This is a genomic window from Thioalkalivibrio sp. ALE14, from assembly GCF_000376845.1.
In the GTDB taxonomy this organism is placed as follows: Bacteria; Pseudomonadota; Gammaproteobacteria; order Ectothiorhodospirales; family Ectothiorhodospiraceae; genus Thioalkalivibrio.
Window position 1 is genome coordinate 107,723 of the sequence record NZ_AQXY01000027.1, and the last position, 15,954, is coordinate 123,676.

Genomic DNA, 15,954 nt, shown 5'->3' on the forward strand with positions numbered 1-15,954 from the left:
CATTCTACACCGTGGCCGCCGCGCCCGGGGAACGCGCTGCGTCCATGGCCGTGCGCATCTCCCGCACCACGGCCGCCGCGGCGCGGGCAAACGCCTCGCCATCCCCGTCGTGTTCTTCGGCCAGGCGTACGATGGCACTGCCGACCACTACCGCATCGGCCACCCGCGCCACCTGCGCCGCGGTCTCGGCATCGCGAATGCCAAAGCCCACACCCAGCGGCAGTCCGGTATGGCAGCGCAGTCCCTCCAGGCGTTCGGCCAGGGCCGAGACATCCAGGCTCTGCGAGCCGGTCACCCCCTTCAGGGACACGTAGTACACGAAGCCGCGCGCCGCCCGAGCCACGTGGTCGATGCGCGTCTCCGAAGTGGTCGGCGCGATCAGGAAGATGGGATCGATGCCGGACTGCTCCAGCAGGCCGACCACGTCCTCGCTCTCCTCCGGCGGCAGATCGACCGTCAGCAGCCCGTCCAGCCCCGCCGCCTTCGCGGTCTCGGCAAAGGTTTCGTAGCCCATTCGCTCCACCGGGTTCAGGTACCCCATCAGCACGACCGGTGTGGTGGTGTCCTGCTTGCGGAACTCGGCCACCATCGCCAGCACGTCGCGCAGGCCGGTCCCGAAGCGCAGGGCGCGTTCGCAGGCCTTCTGGATCACCGGACCGTCGGCCATCGGATCAGAGAACGGCACGCCGAGCTCGATCAGGTCGGCCCCGGCTTCCACCAGCGCGTGCATCAGGGGCACGGTGGCACCCGGCTCCGGGTCACCCGCCGTGACATACGGGATCAACGCGGCACGATTCTGTTCGCGCAGTTCGGCGAAGCGCTGCTCGATCCGGCTCATAGCGTAATCCCCTCGCGTTCGGCCACGGTGTTCAGGTCCTTGTCGCCGCGCCCGGACAGATTGATGATGATGCTCTGGTCCGGTCGCATCTGCGGGGCCAGATCCAGCACATGGGCAATCGCGTGGCTGGTCTCCAGCGCGGGGATGATGCCCTCGGTGCGAGTCATTCGGTGGAACCCGGCCAGCGCCTGGTCATCGGTCACCGACACGTAGTTCACCCGCCCGATATCCTTCAACCACGCATGCTCCGGCCCCACCCCCGGGTAGTCGAGCCCGGCCGAGACCGAGTGCGTGCCGATGATCTGCCCGTTCTCGTCTTCCATCAGGTAGGTGCGATTGCCGTGCAGCACGCCCGGCTGGCCGGCGCACAACGGCGCGGAATGCCGGCCGGTCTCGACGCCATCCCCGCCGGCCTCGACCCCGATCATCTCCACCGACTCGTCACCCAGGAACGGATGGAACAGCCCGATCGCGTTGGACCCTCCCCCGACACAGGCCACCAGCGTATCCGGCAGCTTGCCGGTCATCGCCAGATGCTGCTCGCGGGCCTCGCGGCCGATCACCGACTGGAAGTCACGCACCATCGCCGGATACGGGTGCGGCCCGGCCACCGTGCCGATGATGTAGAACGTATCGTCGACATTGGTGACCCAGTCGCGCATCGCCTCGTTCAGGGCATCCTTCAGCGTCCGTGTTCCGGACTTCACGCCCACCACCTCGGCGCCCAGCAGGCGCATGCGGTAGACATTCTGCGACTGCCGCCGGGTGTCCTCCTCGCCCATGTAGATCACGCACTCAAGGCCCAGGCGCGCGGCCACGGTCGCCGTCGCCACGCCGTGCTGGCCGGCGCCCGTCTCGGCGATGATCCGGGTCTTGCCCAGCTTCTTCGCCAGCAGCGCCTGGCCGATGGTGTTGTTCACCTTGTGCGCGCCGGTGTGGTTCAGATCCTCGCGCTTGAGGTAGATCTGCGCCCCACCCAGCTCCTGCGACAGGCGCTCGGCGTGGTAGAGCGGGTTCGGACGGCCCACGAACTGCTTCAGGTCATGATCCAGTTCCGCCAGGAAGTCCGGGTCACCGATGTACTGCTCGTACACCTGCTGCAGCTCGTCCAGCGCACCCATCAGCGTCTCGGACACGAATCGCCCGCCATACGGCCCGAAATGCCCGCGGGCATCCGGGAATGCCGCCCAGTCAATCTTGTTCATCAGTCTCCACCTCGCATTGGCGCACGGCCTGCACAAAGGCCTGCATGCGCCGTGCATCCTTGACCCCGGGCGCGGATTCCACCCCGGAACTCACATCGACCCCGTACGGGCGCAGGTGTTCCAGCGCCTCGCGCACCGAGTCGGTATCCAGCCCCCCGGCCAGCAACCAGGGTCGCTCCAGGGCGTCGGGCACCTGCTGCCAGTCGAAGCGATGTCCCGACCCGCCGCTGCGCCCGCCCCCGTGACTGTCCAGCAGGAAGCCCTGGGCGTCGGCGTGCGCGTCCATCACCGGGCGCGGATCCTGCCCTTCGCCCATCGCGATGGCCTTCAGATAGGGCCGGCCAAAGCGCGTACAAAACGGCGCCGTCTCGTGCCCGTGGAACTGCAGGCAGTCCAGCCCCACGCTCTGCAGCACCTGCTCGACGCGGGCCGGCTCGGGGTCCACGAACAACCCCACCGTGGTCACGAACGGCGGCAGCGCCGCCGCGATTGCCGCCGCCGCGGCCGGTTCCACCGCGCGGCGGCTGGGGGGGTGAAACACCAGCCCGATGGCATCCGCCCCGGCCGCCGCCGCGGCACGCGCCTGCTCCGGCGTGGTGATTCCGCAAATTTTTACCCGATAGCGCATCTGACGACGGCCCAATTCACCAGGCGACAAAGCCTACCAGAACCGGGCCATCCTCCCCTTTTCCCGCAATCAACCCGTTCCATTCCCGGGCACCCCGTCGAAGACCGGTCCGGATGCGATCGGCAAGGCGAACTCGGGCGGGTAATCCACATGCACGAAGTACAACCCGCCAGCCGGGGCCGTGATGCCGGAGGCACGACGATCGCGCGCCGCCAGAACCTCCAGGGGCCAGTCCGCCTCCGCTCGGCCATCCCCGACGGCCAGCAGCACCCCGGCGATATTGCGCACCATGTGGTGCAGGAAGGCATTCGCGTGGATATCCAGGACGACGTAGGGTCCGCGCCGCCAGACCGACAGGGAATGCACACGCCGCACCGGCGACTTGGCCTGGCACGCCGCCGCCCGCAGACTGCTGAAGTCGTGCTCGCCAACAAAGGCCTGGGCCGCACGATGCATGCGCTCGGCGTCCAGCGGTCGCCGCCACCAGGACACCCGCCCGGCCTCCAGCGCCGGGCGCACCCCGCGATTCGCGATCACATACCGATAGCGCCTGCCGAAAGCCGAAAACCGGGCATGAAAGGTATCGGCTACCGGCTGCGCCCAGGTCACCGCGATCCCGTCCGGGAGGCGGCTGTTGCTCCCCAGGATCCAGGCATGCGGCTCGCGCGGCGCCGGGGTATCAAAGTGCACCACCTGGGCCGTGGCATGTACTCCCGCATCCGTACGCCCTGCGCAGTTCAGCTCAACGGGGTGGTTTGCCACGAACCCCAGGGCCGCCTCCAGGTGGGCCTGCACGCTGGGGCCATCCTTCTGCCGCTGCCAGCCGAGCAGTCCGCGTCCGTCGTATTCCACGCCCAGTGCCCAGCGCCGGGGCGCCTCGACCACAGACTGCGTGCGTTCTCGATCGCTACTCAAGCGGTCACATCCCCACAATCATCAACCAGACGAAGATGACGCCTGCCCAGAGCCAGGCCAGACCACCCCACGGCGTGGGTTTATCCCCGGACGCATCGACGACTCCGGCCGTCTCCCAGCGCGTCTCCACAGCGCCCTCCAGTGCCCGATCCAGTCGTACGACCAGCCACTCCCGAACCTCGTGCAGCCGCGCCCGGCGCGATCCCCGCAAACCCGCACGGCGCTGCTCGACCGCCGCTCGCTCGTCTTCGAACAACGCCAGTGCCAGAAACAGCCGGGACGCGAAGCGCTCGCCCCAACCCCCAAGCATCTGGCGAGGCCCGCCCAGCAGCGCCCCCAGGGCGGCCACCAAAGCCAGGCGCGAGAAGCGCCCCGTCAGCCAGACCACCAGGACCACCACCAGCATCAGCGCGGCAATCCGCCAGCCCGCCTCCTGCAGCCCGAGGGCCCAACCTCCGGACTCGGAGGGCCACAGCCCGTAGAACACCGCAAGCGACAGGTAAAACCATTTAAGCCGGAGGGCGAGCCGCCCCACACGCCGCCAGTCCACACCATCCCCAACCGCCAGTCCACCGATCAGGCCGGCCACCAGGGCCACCACCAGAGGATCCGCGGACACCAGCGCCGCAGAGGCACCCAGCACCCCCAGCACCCCCGTGCCGGCGGCGACCACGCCCGGTGAGCCGGGCCGCGGGATTCCTGAACTCTCCGGTGTGCTTACCACTTGGCGTTCGCTCGAATCCTCGCAATTAAAAGGCCCCGCCCGGGAGGTACTTCCGGGCGGGGCCGCACACTGCAGGCCGAATCGGGAGCCCCTAGGGAAACACTGATCAATGTACACGTTCGCGTTGGCACCCCAGGTTTTCCGAGACAAGGCGCGCCGCGCAGCGGGTAGTGGTTCTACCCGCAAGTGGCGCAACGCGGGATCGGGGAACCTGGGGTGCCAACCCCACAAGCGATTGAATGCAGGGGCTCGGCCGCCCGTTGTTGACAGAAACGGGCGTGGGAACGGCGTTGCGGTTCCCTTGTGCAGAATGACTGCACGGCAGTCACCGCGCCTTGTTCGCACGCAAAAGCGACTCGAGCGCGAACATGTACATTGATCAGTGTTTCCCTAGAGAACCGCCGAACTGGCGGCTCCCAGGTGCCGGCAATCAGGAACCCTGGATCTGGTTCCGGATCGCCTCGGCTTCCTGCTTCTGCTCGTCCGTTCCCGAAGCGAGCACCTCGTCGATGAGTTCCTGCGCGCCTTCGGCATCCCCCATGTCGGCATAGGCCTGCGCCAGGCTCAGGCGGGTCACGTTCTCGTCATCACCCGCCCCTGTTTCGCCTTCACCGGCGTCACCGGTTTCCGGGGTCCCCAGCGGTTCATCCGGGGTCTGGAGCTCCTCGTCCATCGCAAGCCCGGTGTCGTGACCCTCGCCACCATCACCGCCACTCGCGGGCGCATCCAGATCGGGCAGTTCACTCTCGTCGAGATCGAAGGACAGATTATTCAGGTCGTCATCGACCCCGCCTTCATCCGCCCCCGACTCCGCGGCGCTCGCCAGATCCTCCTCGAGGTTCTCGTCGAGATCGAACGCCAGGCCCTGGTCATCACTGCCCTGCGTCTCGCCGGTCTCCGCGGAAGGTGCCGCCTCGTCCACGTCCGGAAGGTCCATTCCGGAGAAATCGATTTCGTTACTGTCCGAGTCGGCCTCAGGGACTGCGCCGCCGCTGCTGGTAGCCGGCTCGTCCAGCGCCTCGCTCATGGCCCCCGCTGCCGCGCCCGATCCGGCCCCAAGTCCGGACTCGAGCTCGGAAAGACGATCGCGGATATCGTCGTCGTCCGGCCCCAGTCGATCACGCAGGGCGCTGGCCGCTTCGCGCGCGCTCGCCTCGTCCTCGAGGGCCACGTGCGCCTCCACCAGCTTGAGACGATACTGCTTGTTGTCCGGCTGGTCCTGCAGTGCCGCATTCAGCGTCTCGACCGCCTGGTCATTCATTCCGTAGGCCAGGCAGACATCCACTTCGGCCAGTACGTCATCCATCCCGGCGGCCCCTTCGCGGGTGCTGGAGACGACGACTTCCCCGACCTCTTCTTCCGGCTCGGCTGGCGGATGCGCGGATTCCTCCTGCGCGGTCTCCGTCTGCTCGTCCGCGCCCCCCGCGGTTGCGCTACCCAGGATGGTCCCGGCTGCGGCGCCCGTCGCCGTCGCAGCGGCCGTGGATCCCGGATTACTGTCACGGCCGGCGACCTCGCGGGCCTCGTAGCCGGCCGACGCGACATCCTGTGCCTGAACCTTGCTGTTATCCGCGCGCGGCTGCAGCCCGGCACTGCGCTCGTCCACCACCACGTCGCGGCGCCCGCCGCGAGCAAACGCGAGCAGCACCAGCAGGAGCAGAATGACCAGCGCAATCGCCATCATCAGCAACAGCGGATCGTTCATGATGCGTTCGTGCAGTGGCGCATTGCGCTCCGCATCGGCTCGGTCCAGACGGGTGCGCAGCTGCTCACGCTCGGCGCGCAACTGGCTCAATTGCTGCTCGAGCTCGGCCATGTTCTCGCTGGAGATCTCCGCCAGACGTCCACGCTCGCCGAGTTCCTCGCGCAGCTCGGAGAGCTCCTCGCGCATCCCCTCCATTTCGGCGCGCTGGGACAGCAAGGCCTCCTCCAGCAGTTCCTCGGAACCGCCCTGCGCCGCAGCTGCCTCGGCATCTTCCGGCAGCAGGTCGGCCACGATCTCCAGCCGGTCTTCAGCCGCGGCTTCCTCGCCCACAGCTTCCTCCGCCGCAGCGGCTTCGTCCTCGCTCGCAGCCGACTCGGCTTCGGCGACCGCTGCTTCGCCCTCATCGGTCGCGGCGGCGGTGTCTTCCTCAGCAGCTGCTTCCGCTGGCTCCGCGACATCCTCGGCCTGGCCGACGGTCTCGTCCTCGATTGCAGCGACATCGTCAGCGGCCGGTGACGGAGCGGGCTCTTCGCGTGCGACACGCGTGGATTCCTGCCAGGACCGAGTCTGTTCGGCGACCTCTGCTCGCGCCTCGGCGGCGCTGCGGGCCTCCAGCTGAGAACGTGACGGCGTTCGCAGTTCCGCATCCGCACGCAGCGAATTGATGTTGTTTCCGATAAAGGCCTGCGGGTTGGCGTCCAGGAACGCGAGCATGGCCTGTTCGTCGCTGTACCCCGAAAACCCGCTGCGGCGCACGACGGCAGAGAGCGTGTCGCCACGGCGCACCTGGATGGTGTCACCTGCGCGGGGCGTACGCGGCGCCACGCCGGGCGCCTGGGTTAGCGCCGGTGCCGAACTCCCGGCCGGCATGGTGCCGGGCGGATCCAGCAGCAACGAGACCTCGCGCATGGCGCGGCCGCCATCCCAGCGGGCCTCCAGCAGTATCCCGACGTAGGGTTCGCGCACCGGCCGCCGGGTGGTCAGGATCACGCGATCCCCATCGACCTGGATATTCAGGTCGCCGGGAACACCGCCCCGATTCAGGCCGGCACGACGGTACGCGTCCTCGGGCGCCTGGCGAATGCGCAGGGAATCCGCGACAGCCGCAGCCCCTCGCAAGGGAATCTCGGCCCGCAAGGGCTGATTCAGGAAGGATTGAAGGTTGACTTCACCGAAGCCCACGGAGTTCGAGGACGCCGGGGCTACCAGCAGCAAGAACAAAAACCCAACCAATAACTTGCGCACGAATTCCCCCTGAAAGTGCCGCGTGGCCTCAATGCCCCGGCCGGCACGGCCGACGACCCCCTGGCCACGGATGTGCCGGGCAGACACCCGGCGTTTTCCCGGATTAAATCACAGGTAATCGCGGATCAAAACCTCCGCGATCTGGATCGTGTTCAGGGCGGCCCCCTTGCGCACGTTGTCCGACACCACCCACAGGTCGAGCCCGCGGGGGTGCGAAATGTCCTCGCGGATACGACCGACGAACACCGCATCCTTGCCGGAACCTTCGGTGACAGCGGTCGGATAGCCACCGTCCTCGTGCTTGTCCAGCACCGTGATCCCCGGCGCGGCGGCCAGGATCTCGCGTGCCTTTTCGGCACTGATCTTCTCGCGGGTCTCGATATGCAGCGCCTCGGAGTGACCATAGAACACCGGGATGCGCACCGCGGTCGGGTTCACCAGGATGGACTCGTCGCCCATGATCTTGCGGGTCTCCCAGACCATCTTCATCTCTTCCTTGGTGTACCCGTTGTCCTGGAAGACATCGATGTGCGGCAGCGCGTTGAAGGCGATCTGCTTGGGGTACACGTTGCACTCGACCGGACGGCCGTTCAGCAGCGCCGCGGTCTGGTGCGCCAGTTCCTCGATCGCCTCCTTCCCGGTACCGGAGACGGCCTGATAGGTCGCCACGTTGATGCGTTCGATACCCACCGCGTCATGCAGCGGCTTCAGCGCCACCAGCATCTGGATGGTCGAGCAGTTCGGGTTCGCGATGATCCCGTGCCGGGTGTAGTCACCCACGGCATCCGGATTCACCTCGGGGATCACCAGGGGGATCTCCGGGTCGTAGCGAAACTGCGAGGTGTTGTCGATGACGACGCAGCCGGCCGCGGCGGCCTTGGGCGCGTACTCGGCGGATACCGAGGCGCCCGGGGAAAACAGCCCGATCTGCACGGTGGAGAAGTCGAACGTCGCCAGGTCCTCGACCTCCAGCTCGCGCCGGCCGAAGGCGACCGTCTTGCCCACCGACCGCGAACTGGCCAGCGCATGCACACGCCCGATCGGGAGGTCGCGCTCGGCCAGGATGGACAGCAGGGTCTCGCCGACGGCGCCGGTTGCACCGACCACGGCCACGTCAAACTTGCGGTCACTCATCGTTAATTCCCGGTTGAACTTTAAACGTTAACTTCATGTATTCAATCTATTCGTCCAGCGCGGCGACCAGGGCATCACCCATGCCCTGCGTGCCCACCAGGGTCATGCCGTCGCCGAAGATATCCGGCGTGCGCAGCCCCTGATCCAGCACCCGGCCCACCGCGGCCTCGATACGCTCGGCGAGGTCGTTGCGATTCAGGCTGTGCCGCAGCAGCATCGCGACCGACAGCACCGTCGCCATCGGGTTGGCCTTGCCCTGTCCGGCAATGTCGGGCGCCGAGCCGTGGATCGGCTCGTACAGGCCCACGCCCTCGCTGTTCAGCGAGGCGGACGGCAACATCCCGATGGAGCCAGTCAGCATAGCGGCGGCATCCGACAGGATGTCGCCGAACATGTTGCCGGTCACCATCACGTCGAATTGCTTGGGGTCGCGCACCAGCTGCATGGCCGCGTTGTCCACATACATGTGAGACAGCTCGACCTCGGGGAATTCCTTGCCGACGCGCTCCACCACCTCGCGCCACAGCTCGGAGACCTCCAGCACATTCGCCTTGTCCACGGAACACACGCGCTTGTTCCGGCGCATTGCAGCCTCGAAACCCGCGCGGGCGATGCGTTCGATCTCGGATTCGCTGTAGACCAGCGTATTGAACCCGACCCGCTCGCCATTGCGCTCCTCGATCCCGCGCGGCTGGCCAAAGTAGATCCCGCCGGTGAGCTCGCGCACGATCAGGATGTCCAGCCCGCTGACCACCTCGGGCTTGAGCGTGGAGGCCGAGGCCAGCTGCGGATACAGGATCGCCGGGCGCAGATTCGCGAACAGTCCGAGATCGGAACGGATACCCAGCAGCCCGCGCTCGGGGCGCAGGTCGCGCTCCAGCGATTCGTACTGCGGGCCACCCACCGCGCCCAGGAGGATCGCATCCGCGCGGCGCGCCGCCTCGCGGGTCGCCTCCGGATAGGGGTGCCCGGCCGCGTCATGCGCCGCGCCCCCGATCAGCCCCTGCTCGATCTCCAGATCCAGACCGCCGATCTCGCCCACGCGCTCCAGCACCTTTAGTGCCTCGGCCACGATCTCGGGCCCGATCCCGTCCCCGGGCAATACCAGAATTCGGCTCACAAACCTCTCCTGACTACATGATTATTCTTTAAATATCTTCCGCCCACCCTGTAGGAGCCGAGCCCTCTCGGCGATCAGGCGCCACGCCAGCCCCTATCGGCCAGAGGGCTGGCCTCCTACAGCGCCATCCACGGCCATTCGCGGCGCTGGCGCTCCTCGAAGGCGCGGATATCGTCCGCGAACTGCAGCGTCAGGGCGATGTCATCCAGCCCGTTCAGCAGGCGATGGCGGCGATCCTCGTCCAACGTAAAGCCGAATACGGTACCGTCCGGCGCGGTCACGGTCATCTCTTCCAGGTTCACCTCGACCTGGGCACCGGGGTTCGCCTCCACCTGTTCGAACAGGTTCTGCACCTCGTCCTCGGCCAGCACCACCGGCAGCAGGCCGTTCTTGCAGCTGTTGGAGAAGAAGATGTCGGCGAACGAAGGTGCGATCACCGCGCGGAAGCCGAAGTCCGTCAGCGCCCAGACCGCATGCTCGCGGGAGGAGCCACAGCCGAAGTTCTTGCGCGCCAGCAGGATGGTCGCCTGGTCGAACGGCGCCTGATTGAGCACAAAGTCCGGGTTCGGCCGGCGCTGCGACCCGTCCATGCCCGGCTCGCCCGGGTCCAGGTAGCGCCAGTCGTCAAAGGCATTCGGGCCGAAGCCCGTGCGCTTGACCGACTTCAGGTACTGCTTCGGGATAATCGCGTCGGTATCCACATTGGAGCGGTCCAGCGGCGCGACAATGCCCTTGTGTACGGTAAAGGCCTGCATCGCTTACGCCTCCTTCAACGCGGACGGTTCTATGAAGTGCCCGGCCACCGCGGCCGCGGCGGCCAGCGACGGGCTGACCAGATGCGTACGTCCGCCCTGCCCCTGGCGGCCCTCGAAGTTGCGGTTCGAGGTGGAGGCGCAGCGCTCGCCCGGCTCCAGGCGGTCGGCGTTCATCGCCAGGCACATCGAACAGCCCGGCTCGCGCCACTCGAAACCGGCATCCAGGAAGATGCGGTCCAGCCCCTCCTGCTCCGCCTGCTGCTTCACCAGCCCGGAGCCTGGCACCACCATCGCCAGCTTGATGTTGTCGGCCTTCTTGCGGCCCTTTACCACCTCGGCGGCGGCGCGCAGGTCCTCGATCCGCGAGTTGGTGCAAGAACCAATAAACACCTTGTCCGGACGAATCTCCGTCATCGGGGTATTCGCCTTCAGGTCCATATACTCCAGCGCCCGCTGCATGCCCTCGGCGCGCACCGGATCAGATTCGGCCGCCGGGTCCGGCACCCGCCCGTCGATCGGCGCGACCATCTCCGGCGAGGTGCCCCAGCTAACCTGCGGAGCGATCTCGGCGGCATCCATTTCCACCACCGCATCGAACTCGGCATCCGGATCGGAGACCAGCGTGCGCCAGTGTTCGGCCGCCCGCTCGAACATCTCGCCGGTCGGCGCCTGCGGCTTGTTGCGCACGTATTCGATGGTCTTCTCGTCCACCGCGACCATGCCCGCGCGGGCACCGGCCTCGATGGACATGTTGCACACGCTCATGCGGCCCTCGATCGACAGGCTGCGGATCGCCGAGCCGGCAAACTCGATGGCATAGCCGGTACCCCCGGCGGTGCCGATGCGGCCGATGATCGCCAGCACCACGTCCTTGGCGGTTACACCGGGGCGCAGCTCGCCCTCCACGCGGATCTGCATCGCCTTGGTCTTCTTCTGCCACAGGCACTGCGTGGCCAGCACATGCTCCACCTCGGAGGTACCGATACCGAAGGCCAGCGCCCCCAGCGCGCCATGCGTGGAGGTATGCGAGTCGCCGCAGACCACCGTCATGCCCGGCAGGGTCGCGCCCTGTTCCGGACCGATCACGTGCACGATGCCCTGGCGCACGTCGGCCATCGGGAAGAACTTCAAACCCAGGCTCGTGACATTACTCTCCAGCGTCTCCACCTGGGTGCGCGAGACCGGATCGGCAATTCCCTTGTCGCGATCGGCAGTCGGCACATTATGATCCGGCACCGCCAGCACGGAATCCCCGCGCCACGGCTTGCGCCCGGCCAGCCGCAGCCCCTCGAAGGCCTGCGGACTGGTCACCTCGTGCACCAGGTGGCGGTCGATGTAGAGCAGCGTCGAGCCATCCGGCTCCTCGCGCACCACATGCGCCTCCCACAACTTGTCGTACAGTGTCTTGCCTGCCATTACCTGCTCCCGCGGCCGCGCCGCGATGTTCCTGCCATGTTTTCGATGCGCTTGGCCCACTCACCGACCTGTAGGAGGCCAGCCCTCTGGCCGATTCGGCGTCGGGGCCCATCGGCCAGAGGGCAGGCCTCCTGCGGGCACCGCATTGCCAGTCTGCGGCCGCCCTCCTATTCTTTCAAATCCGATTTATTATCTTTACCATTCCATCTGGTTATGGATTGACGATCCGGCACCGCATCAGTCAGCCGGTCATTATCCCACGGAGGCGGCAGATGCGCCCGGAACAGCTCAGCATCGAGTCCCTGCAGGCCTTCGTGGCCGTGGTCGATACCGGCGCCTTCTCCGCCGCGGCCGAGCGGCTGTACCTGACCCAGCCGGCGATCAGCAAGCGAATCCAGTCGCTGGAGGCGACGCTGCAACGCCCGCTATTCGAGCGTCAGGGGCGTCGCGTGCGGCCCACCGAGGTCGCCGAACGCCTGCTACCCGAGGCCCGCGAGATCCTGGCCCGCCTGCACGCCATCGAGCAGCAGGTGGCGGACCTCGACCACGTCGTGCGCGGCCGCATCCGCCTGGCCACCTCCCACCACATCGCCCTGCACCGCCTGCCCGGCCCTCTGGCCCGCCTGCGGACGCGGTACCCCGAGCTGGAGCTGGAACTGGCATTCATGGATTCCGAGGCCGGCATCGAGGCCGTCATGCACGGCGATGCCGACCTGGCACTGGCCACGCTGCCGGATGAACTGCCGCAGGATGCCGAGGCGCATACCGTCTGGACCGACGACCTCGTCCCGATGGTCGCCCGCAATCGCGCCAACGACCACCCTCTGGACACGCTACAGCGCCTGCACAACTGGCCGGCCATCCTGCCGCCGGTGGACTCCACCACCCGCCGCCAGATCGACCAGGCCCTGGCCGCGCAGGGCCTGCACCCCACGGCCGCCCAGGAAAGCCCCTACCTCGAAGTCATCCGCATGATGATCGCGGCCGGCCTGGGCATCGGCTTTCTCCCCCGCACCATGGCCACCGATGACCTCGCCGTGCTCGACTGGCCCGGCGCGCCCATTACCCGCCACCTCGGCTGGGTCCGCCACGCCGAGCGCTACCGCTCGCGCACACTGGAGGCCGTCATCGAGGAATTGCAGCGTCCCCGGTGACCGGAAGATGCTGACCCTTCCGATTCGGCATCCGCACTCTCAGGCGCGGGCGGCCTCACGGGGGAGCAGGGAGGAGATCATCCAGGTGGCGAAGATGAACAGGGTGGAGGCGATCAGCGCGCCCTCCAGGCCCCAAACCATGAAGATGGCACCGGAGGCGACGGTGCCGACCAGGCGCCCGCCGGCGTTGGCCATGTAGTAAAAGCCGACCTTCATGGCGACGCGGTCGGCCTCGGCGTAGTCGAGGATCAGGAAGGAGTGGACGGCGGAGTTGATCGCGAACACCACGCCGAACACGCCCAGCCCGACCATCAGCACCCAGGCCGGGTCCAGGCCCACCTCCAGACCGATTACGATGGCGATCGGCAGCAGCATCAGGATGAAGGCCCACAGCCGCGCGGTGAGGCCGGTCGGGTGCACCCCACCCTTGCCCAGCAGGCGCGGCACCGAGGCCTGCACGATGCCGTAGCCGATCACCCACAGCGCGAGGAACGCGCCGACCTGCATGTGGTTCCAGTCCAGCGTGGCGCTAAGGAACACCGGCAGCGCGACCACGAACCACACATCACGCGCGCCGAACAGGAAGAAGCGTGCGGCCGACAGCACATTGATCGCGGCGGAATTGGAGAACATCTGGGTGAACTTCGGCTTGCCACCGACCTTCCCCAGGCCGCGCGGCAGGCCGACCACCGAGAACAGCATCACCACGGCCAGCATCCCGGCGAGGATCACCAGCGCCATCTGAAAGCCCACGCTGTAGAGCAGCGCCCCGCCAACGAAGAAACCGACCCCCTTTAGCGCGTTCTTGGAGCCGGTGAGCACTGCAACCCAGCGAAACAGCCGCCCCTCCCCGTCGCCGGCCACCAGCTTCACCCCGGACTTGGCACTCATCTTGTTCAGATCCTTGGCGATGCCCGATAGCGCCTGCGCGAACATCACGTAGGCCACGCCCAGCCAGGCCTCGGGCACCGTGAGCATCAGCAGGGCCGCCACCTGCAGCAGCGTCCCGCCAATCATAGTGGTGTTCACCCCCAGCCGCGCGGCCAGCCAGCCGCCGGTCAGGTTGGTGATCACCCCGAACAGCTCGTAGAACAGGAACAGAAAGGCAATCTCCAGCGGGCTGTAGCCCAGCTGGTGGAAGAACAGCACGACCAGCATGCGGATCGCGCCGTCGGTGACGGTGAACGCCCAGTAGTTCGCGGTAATCCGCGCGTAGACACCCAGCCCCAGGGCGGGCGGCCCGCCCGGGTTTGGCTGGTCGGCCGCTCCGCTCACGACGGCCTCAAACCCCCAGCTTGGCGACGCGGGCGACCAGCTCGACCAGTCGGTTCGCGTAGCCCCATTCGTTGTCGTACCAGGCCAGCACCTTCACCTGGGTGCCGTCCACGACCATGGTCGACTGTGCATCCACGATGGACGAACGCGGGTCGGTGCGGAAATCGCTGGAGACCAGCGGCCGGTCTTCATAGCCGAGGATGCCCTTGAGATCACCGTTCGCGGCCTCGCGCAGCAGGCCGTTGACCTCCTCCGCCGTGGTCTCGCCCGCGACCTCGAAGGTGAAATCGGTCAGCGAGGCATTCATCAGCGGCACGCGCACCGCGTGGCCGTTCAGCCTGCCGTTCAGCTCGGGGAAGATGTCACCGATCGCCTTGGCCGAGCCAGTCGTGGTCGGGATCAGGTTCAGCCCGGCCGCACGGGCCCGGCGCAGGTTGTCGCGCGGCAGGTCCACCGGCGACTGGGTGGCGGTCATGTCGTGCACGGTCAGAATCGTGCCGTGGCGGATCGACAGCGCCGGGTGCAGCACCTTCACCAATGGCGCCAGGCAGTTGGTGGTGCAGGAGGCGGCCGTCACCACCGGGTGCTTCGCCGGCTCGTAGGCCTCCTCGTTCACGCCCATCACGACGTTCAGCGCCCGTGCGTCCTTCACCGGCGCCGCGACCACCACGCGCTTCGCGCCCCGGGTGAAATGCGGCTCCAGCGTATCCATGGTGCGAAAGGCACCGGTGGAATCGATCACGATGTCCACCCCCGACTCGTCCCAGGGCACCTGCCCCGGCTCGGCATGGCTCGTGTGGCGCAGCTCGCGCCCGCCGATGCGGATCTGCTCGGCCTCGGCCTCGGGCTCGCGGCCCCAGCGCCCGTGCACCGAGTCGAACTCCAGCAAGTGCCCGGTGACAGTCCCGTCCGCCGCGCCCTCGTTCAGGTGCACGATCTCGATGTCGTCCCGATCCCAGGCCGCACGCAGCGCCAGCCGACCGATCCGCCCCATCCCGTTGATCCCTACGCGCACCGCCATGGCCCCCTCCCGCGAAAAATCGCGTCAGCATACCCCGCCCCAATGACAAACGCATGACGCCCGACCACGGGCAACGGCACCACCACCAGCGCACGAATGCACAAAGACGGTCAAGAGCGATTCACAGGAAGAAGGGAAGAACGGAAGATTTTTTGTTGATTGGACCGGGCGAGGCGCAAGGCTGTTGCCGCACCCGTGTTTCCCATCCAGCACTTCTTCCAGTCTTCCAACCTTCCTGTGAATCGCTTTTGAACTCGTTCGTGATGGCTCGTCAGGTATTGAGCCAGACGATGCCGGCGTTGAGGTAGATGGCGAAGGCAACCCACAGCAGGTACGGCACCAGCAGGGCGCCGGCGATGTGGTCGATGCGCCAGAAGGCCACCAGGGTCGCCAGGATCAGCGGCCACAGGATCAGGATCTCGGCGAGCGCCAGATCCGGGCGTTGCAGGCCGAAGAACAGCACCGACCAGCCGAGATTCAAGGCGAGTTGAGCCAGGAACAAGCCCAGCGCAATCGGCGCACCGGTCAGGCCAACCCGCCGCCACACATGCCAGGCCGCCAGCCCCATCAGGCCGAACAGCACGCTCCACACCGGGCCAAACACCGCATCCGGTGGATTCAACGGCGGCCGGGCGAGGGTTGGATACCAGTCGCTCACTGACAGACTGGTCGCCCAGCCGCCCAGACCGGCCACGGCAAAGACCAGGACCATCCACGCCAGCAGGCCGAGCATGTCCCCACCGAAGGAGCGTCGTCGCGGGCGCGCTGCCCTGACCGTATCGCGTGTCATCACAGAATTCTCCTCGAAATTCCCGGTCC

General features: G+C 67.2%; 14 protein-coding genes. 1 reads left to right on the forward strand and 13 read right to left on the reverse strand.

The genetic code is table 11. From position 1 onward, the window contains the following. Window positions 1–4 precede the first annotated feature (4 nt). The 10 genes from trpA to leuC form a co-directional block, all read right to left on the reverse strand. A complete protein-coding gene (trpA, locus tag F572_RS0107320) occupies window positions 5–838 on the reverse strand; it encodes a tryptophan synthase subunit alpha (protein ID WP_017942112.1) in 834 nt (277 codons plus the stop codon). Continuing rightward, on the reverse strand, window positions 835–2,043 hold the full coding sequence (gene trpB / locus F572_RS0107325; protein WP_017942113.1) for a tryptophan synthase subunit beta: 1,209 nt from the start codon (window positions 2,041–2,043) through the stop codon (window positions 835–837). Before trpB ends, trpA begins: the two co-directional genes overlap by 4 nt. Next, window positions 2,030–2,671: a phosphoribosylanthranilate isomerase gene (locus F572_RS0107330; protein ID WP_017942114.1), complete on the reverse strand. Its 642-nt coding sequence runs from the start codon at window positions 2,669–2,671 to the stop codon at window positions 2,030–2,032. The genes trpB and F572_RS0107330 overlap by 14 nt, the downstream gene beginning before the upstream one ends. 69 nt (window positions 2,672–2,740) lie before the next feature. Next, a complete protein-coding gene (gene truA, locus F572_RS0107335) occupies window positions 2,741–3,556 on the reverse strand; it encodes a tRNA pseudouridine(38-40) synthase TruA (protein WP_017942115.1) in 816 nt (271 codons plus the stop codon). 34 nt (window positions 3,557–3,590) lie between these two features. After that, window positions 3,591–4,259, reverse strand: coding sequence for a hypothetical protein (locus F572_RS0107340; RefSeq protein ID WP_017942116.1), 669 nt, complete (start codon window positions 4,257–4,259; stop codon window positions 3,591–3,593). Between the two features lie 481 nt (window positions 4,260–4,740). Further along, window positions 4,741–7,260: a FimV/HubP family polar landmark protein gene (locus tag F572_RS0107345; protein ID WP_026143035.1), complete on the reverse strand. Its 2,520-nt coding sequence runs from the start codon at window positions 7,258–7,260 to the stop codon at window positions 4,741–4,743. 108 nt (window positions 7,261–7,368) lie between these two features. Beyond that, window positions 7,369–8,394, reverse strand: coding sequence for an aspartate-semialdehyde dehydrogenase (locus F572_RS0107350; RefSeq protein ID WP_017942118.1), 1,026 nt, complete (start codon window positions 8,392–8,394; stop codon window positions 7,369–7,371). A gap of 46 nt (window positions 8,395–8,440) precedes the next feature. Next, window positions 8,441–9,514, reverse strand: coding sequence for a 3-isopropylmalate dehydrogenase (gene leuB / locus F572_RS0107355; protein WP_196794004.1), 1,074 nt, complete (start codon window positions 9,512–9,514; stop codon window positions 8,441–8,443). Between the two features lie 116 nt (window positions 9,515–9,630). Next, complete coding sequence (gene leuD, locus F572_RS0107360) at window positions 9,631–10,269, reverse strand: 3-isopropylmalate dehydratase small subunit (RefSeq protein ID WP_017942120.1); 639 nt, start codon at window positions 10,267–10,269, stop codon at window positions 9,631–9,633. A 3-nt stretch (window positions 10,270–10,272) separates the two neighbouring features. Next, window positions 10,273–11,685: a 3-isopropylmalate dehydratase large subunit gene (leuC, locus tag F572_RS0107365; protein ID WP_017942121.1), complete on the reverse strand. Its 1,413-nt coding sequence runs from the start codon at window positions 11,683–11,685 to the stop codon at window positions 10,273–10,275. Between the two features lie 272 nt (window positions 11,686–11,957). Between leuC and F572_RS0107370 the strand changes: the two genes are divergently transcribed. After that, window positions 11,958–12,839, forward strand: coding sequence for a LysR family transcriptional regulator (locus F572_RS0107370; RefSeq protein WP_017942122.1), 882 nt, complete (start codon window positions 11,958–11,960; stop codon window positions 12,837–12,839). A gap of 39 nt (window positions 12,840–12,878) precedes the next feature. Here the strand turns inward: F572_RS0107370 and arsJ are convergent, their stop codons facing one another. The 3 genes from arsJ to F572_RS0107385 all read right to left on the reverse strand — a co-directional run bounded on the left by arsJ (window position 12,879) and on the right by F572_RS0107385 (window position 15,925). Further along, window positions 12,879–14,114: an organoarsenical effux MFS transporter ArsJ gene (gene arsJ / locus F572_RS0107375; protein WP_017942123.1), complete on the reverse strand. Its 1,236-nt coding sequence runs from the start codon at window positions 14,112–14,114 to the stop codon at window positions 12,879–12,881. Between the two features lie 7 nt (window positions 14,115–14,121). Further along, window positions 14,122–15,135: an ArsJ-associated glyceraldehyde-3-phosphate dehydrogenase gene (locus F572_RS0107380; RefSeq protein ID WP_017942124.1), complete on the reverse strand. Its 1,014-nt coding sequence runs from the start codon at window positions 15,133–15,135 to the stop codon at window positions 14,122–14,124. A 271-nt stretch (window positions 15,136–15,406) separates the two neighbouring features. Further along, window positions 15,407–15,925: a TspO/MBR family protein gene (locus F572_RS0107385; protein WP_196794005.1), complete on the reverse strand. Its 519-nt coding sequence runs from the start codon at window positions 15,923–15,925 to the stop codon at window positions 15,407–15,409. Window positions 15,926–15,954 lie beyond the last annotated feature (29 nt).

What these genes read in the sequence shown, in the direction of transcription:
- trpB (WP_017942113.1), bottom strand. Translation starts at nt 2,043, where the DNA reads ATGAACAAGATTGACTGGGCGGCATTCCCGGATGCCCGCGGGCATTTC.
- F572_RS0107350 (WP_017942118.1), bottom strand. Translation starts at nt 8,394, where the DNA reads ATGAGTGACCGCAAGTTTGACGTGGCCGTGGTCGGTGCAACCGGCGCC.
- F572_RS0107330 (WP_017942114.1), bottom strand. Translation starts at nt 2,671, where the DNA reads ATGCGCTATCGGGTAAAAATTTGCGGAATCACCACGCCGGAGCAGGCG.
- leuC (WP_017942121.1), bottom strand. Translation starts at nt 11,685, where the DNA reads ATGGCAGGCAAGACACTGTACGACAAGTTGTGGGAGGCGCATGTGGTG.
- F572_RS0107380 (WP_017942124.1), bottom strand. Translation starts at nt 15,135, where the DNA reads ATGGCGGTGCGCGTAGGGATCAACGGGATGGGGCGGATCGGTCGGCTG.
- F572_RS0107370 (WP_017942122.1), top strand. Translation starts at nt 11,958, where the DNA reads ATGCGCCCGGAACAGCTCAGCATCGAGTCCCTGCAGGCCTTCGTGGCC.
- F572_RS0107385 (WP_196794005.1), bottom strand. Translation starts at nt 15,925, where the DNA reads ATGACACGCGATACGGTCAGGGCAGCGCGCCCGCGACGACGCTCCTTC.
- trpA (WP_017942112.1), bottom strand. Translation starts at nt 838, where the DNA reads ATGAGCCGGATCGAGCAGCGCTTCGCCGAACTGCGCGAACAGAATCGT.
- leuD (WP_017942120.1), bottom strand. Translation starts at nt 10,269, where the DNA reads ATGCAGGCCTTTACCGTACACAAGGGCATTGTCGCGCCGCTGGACCGC.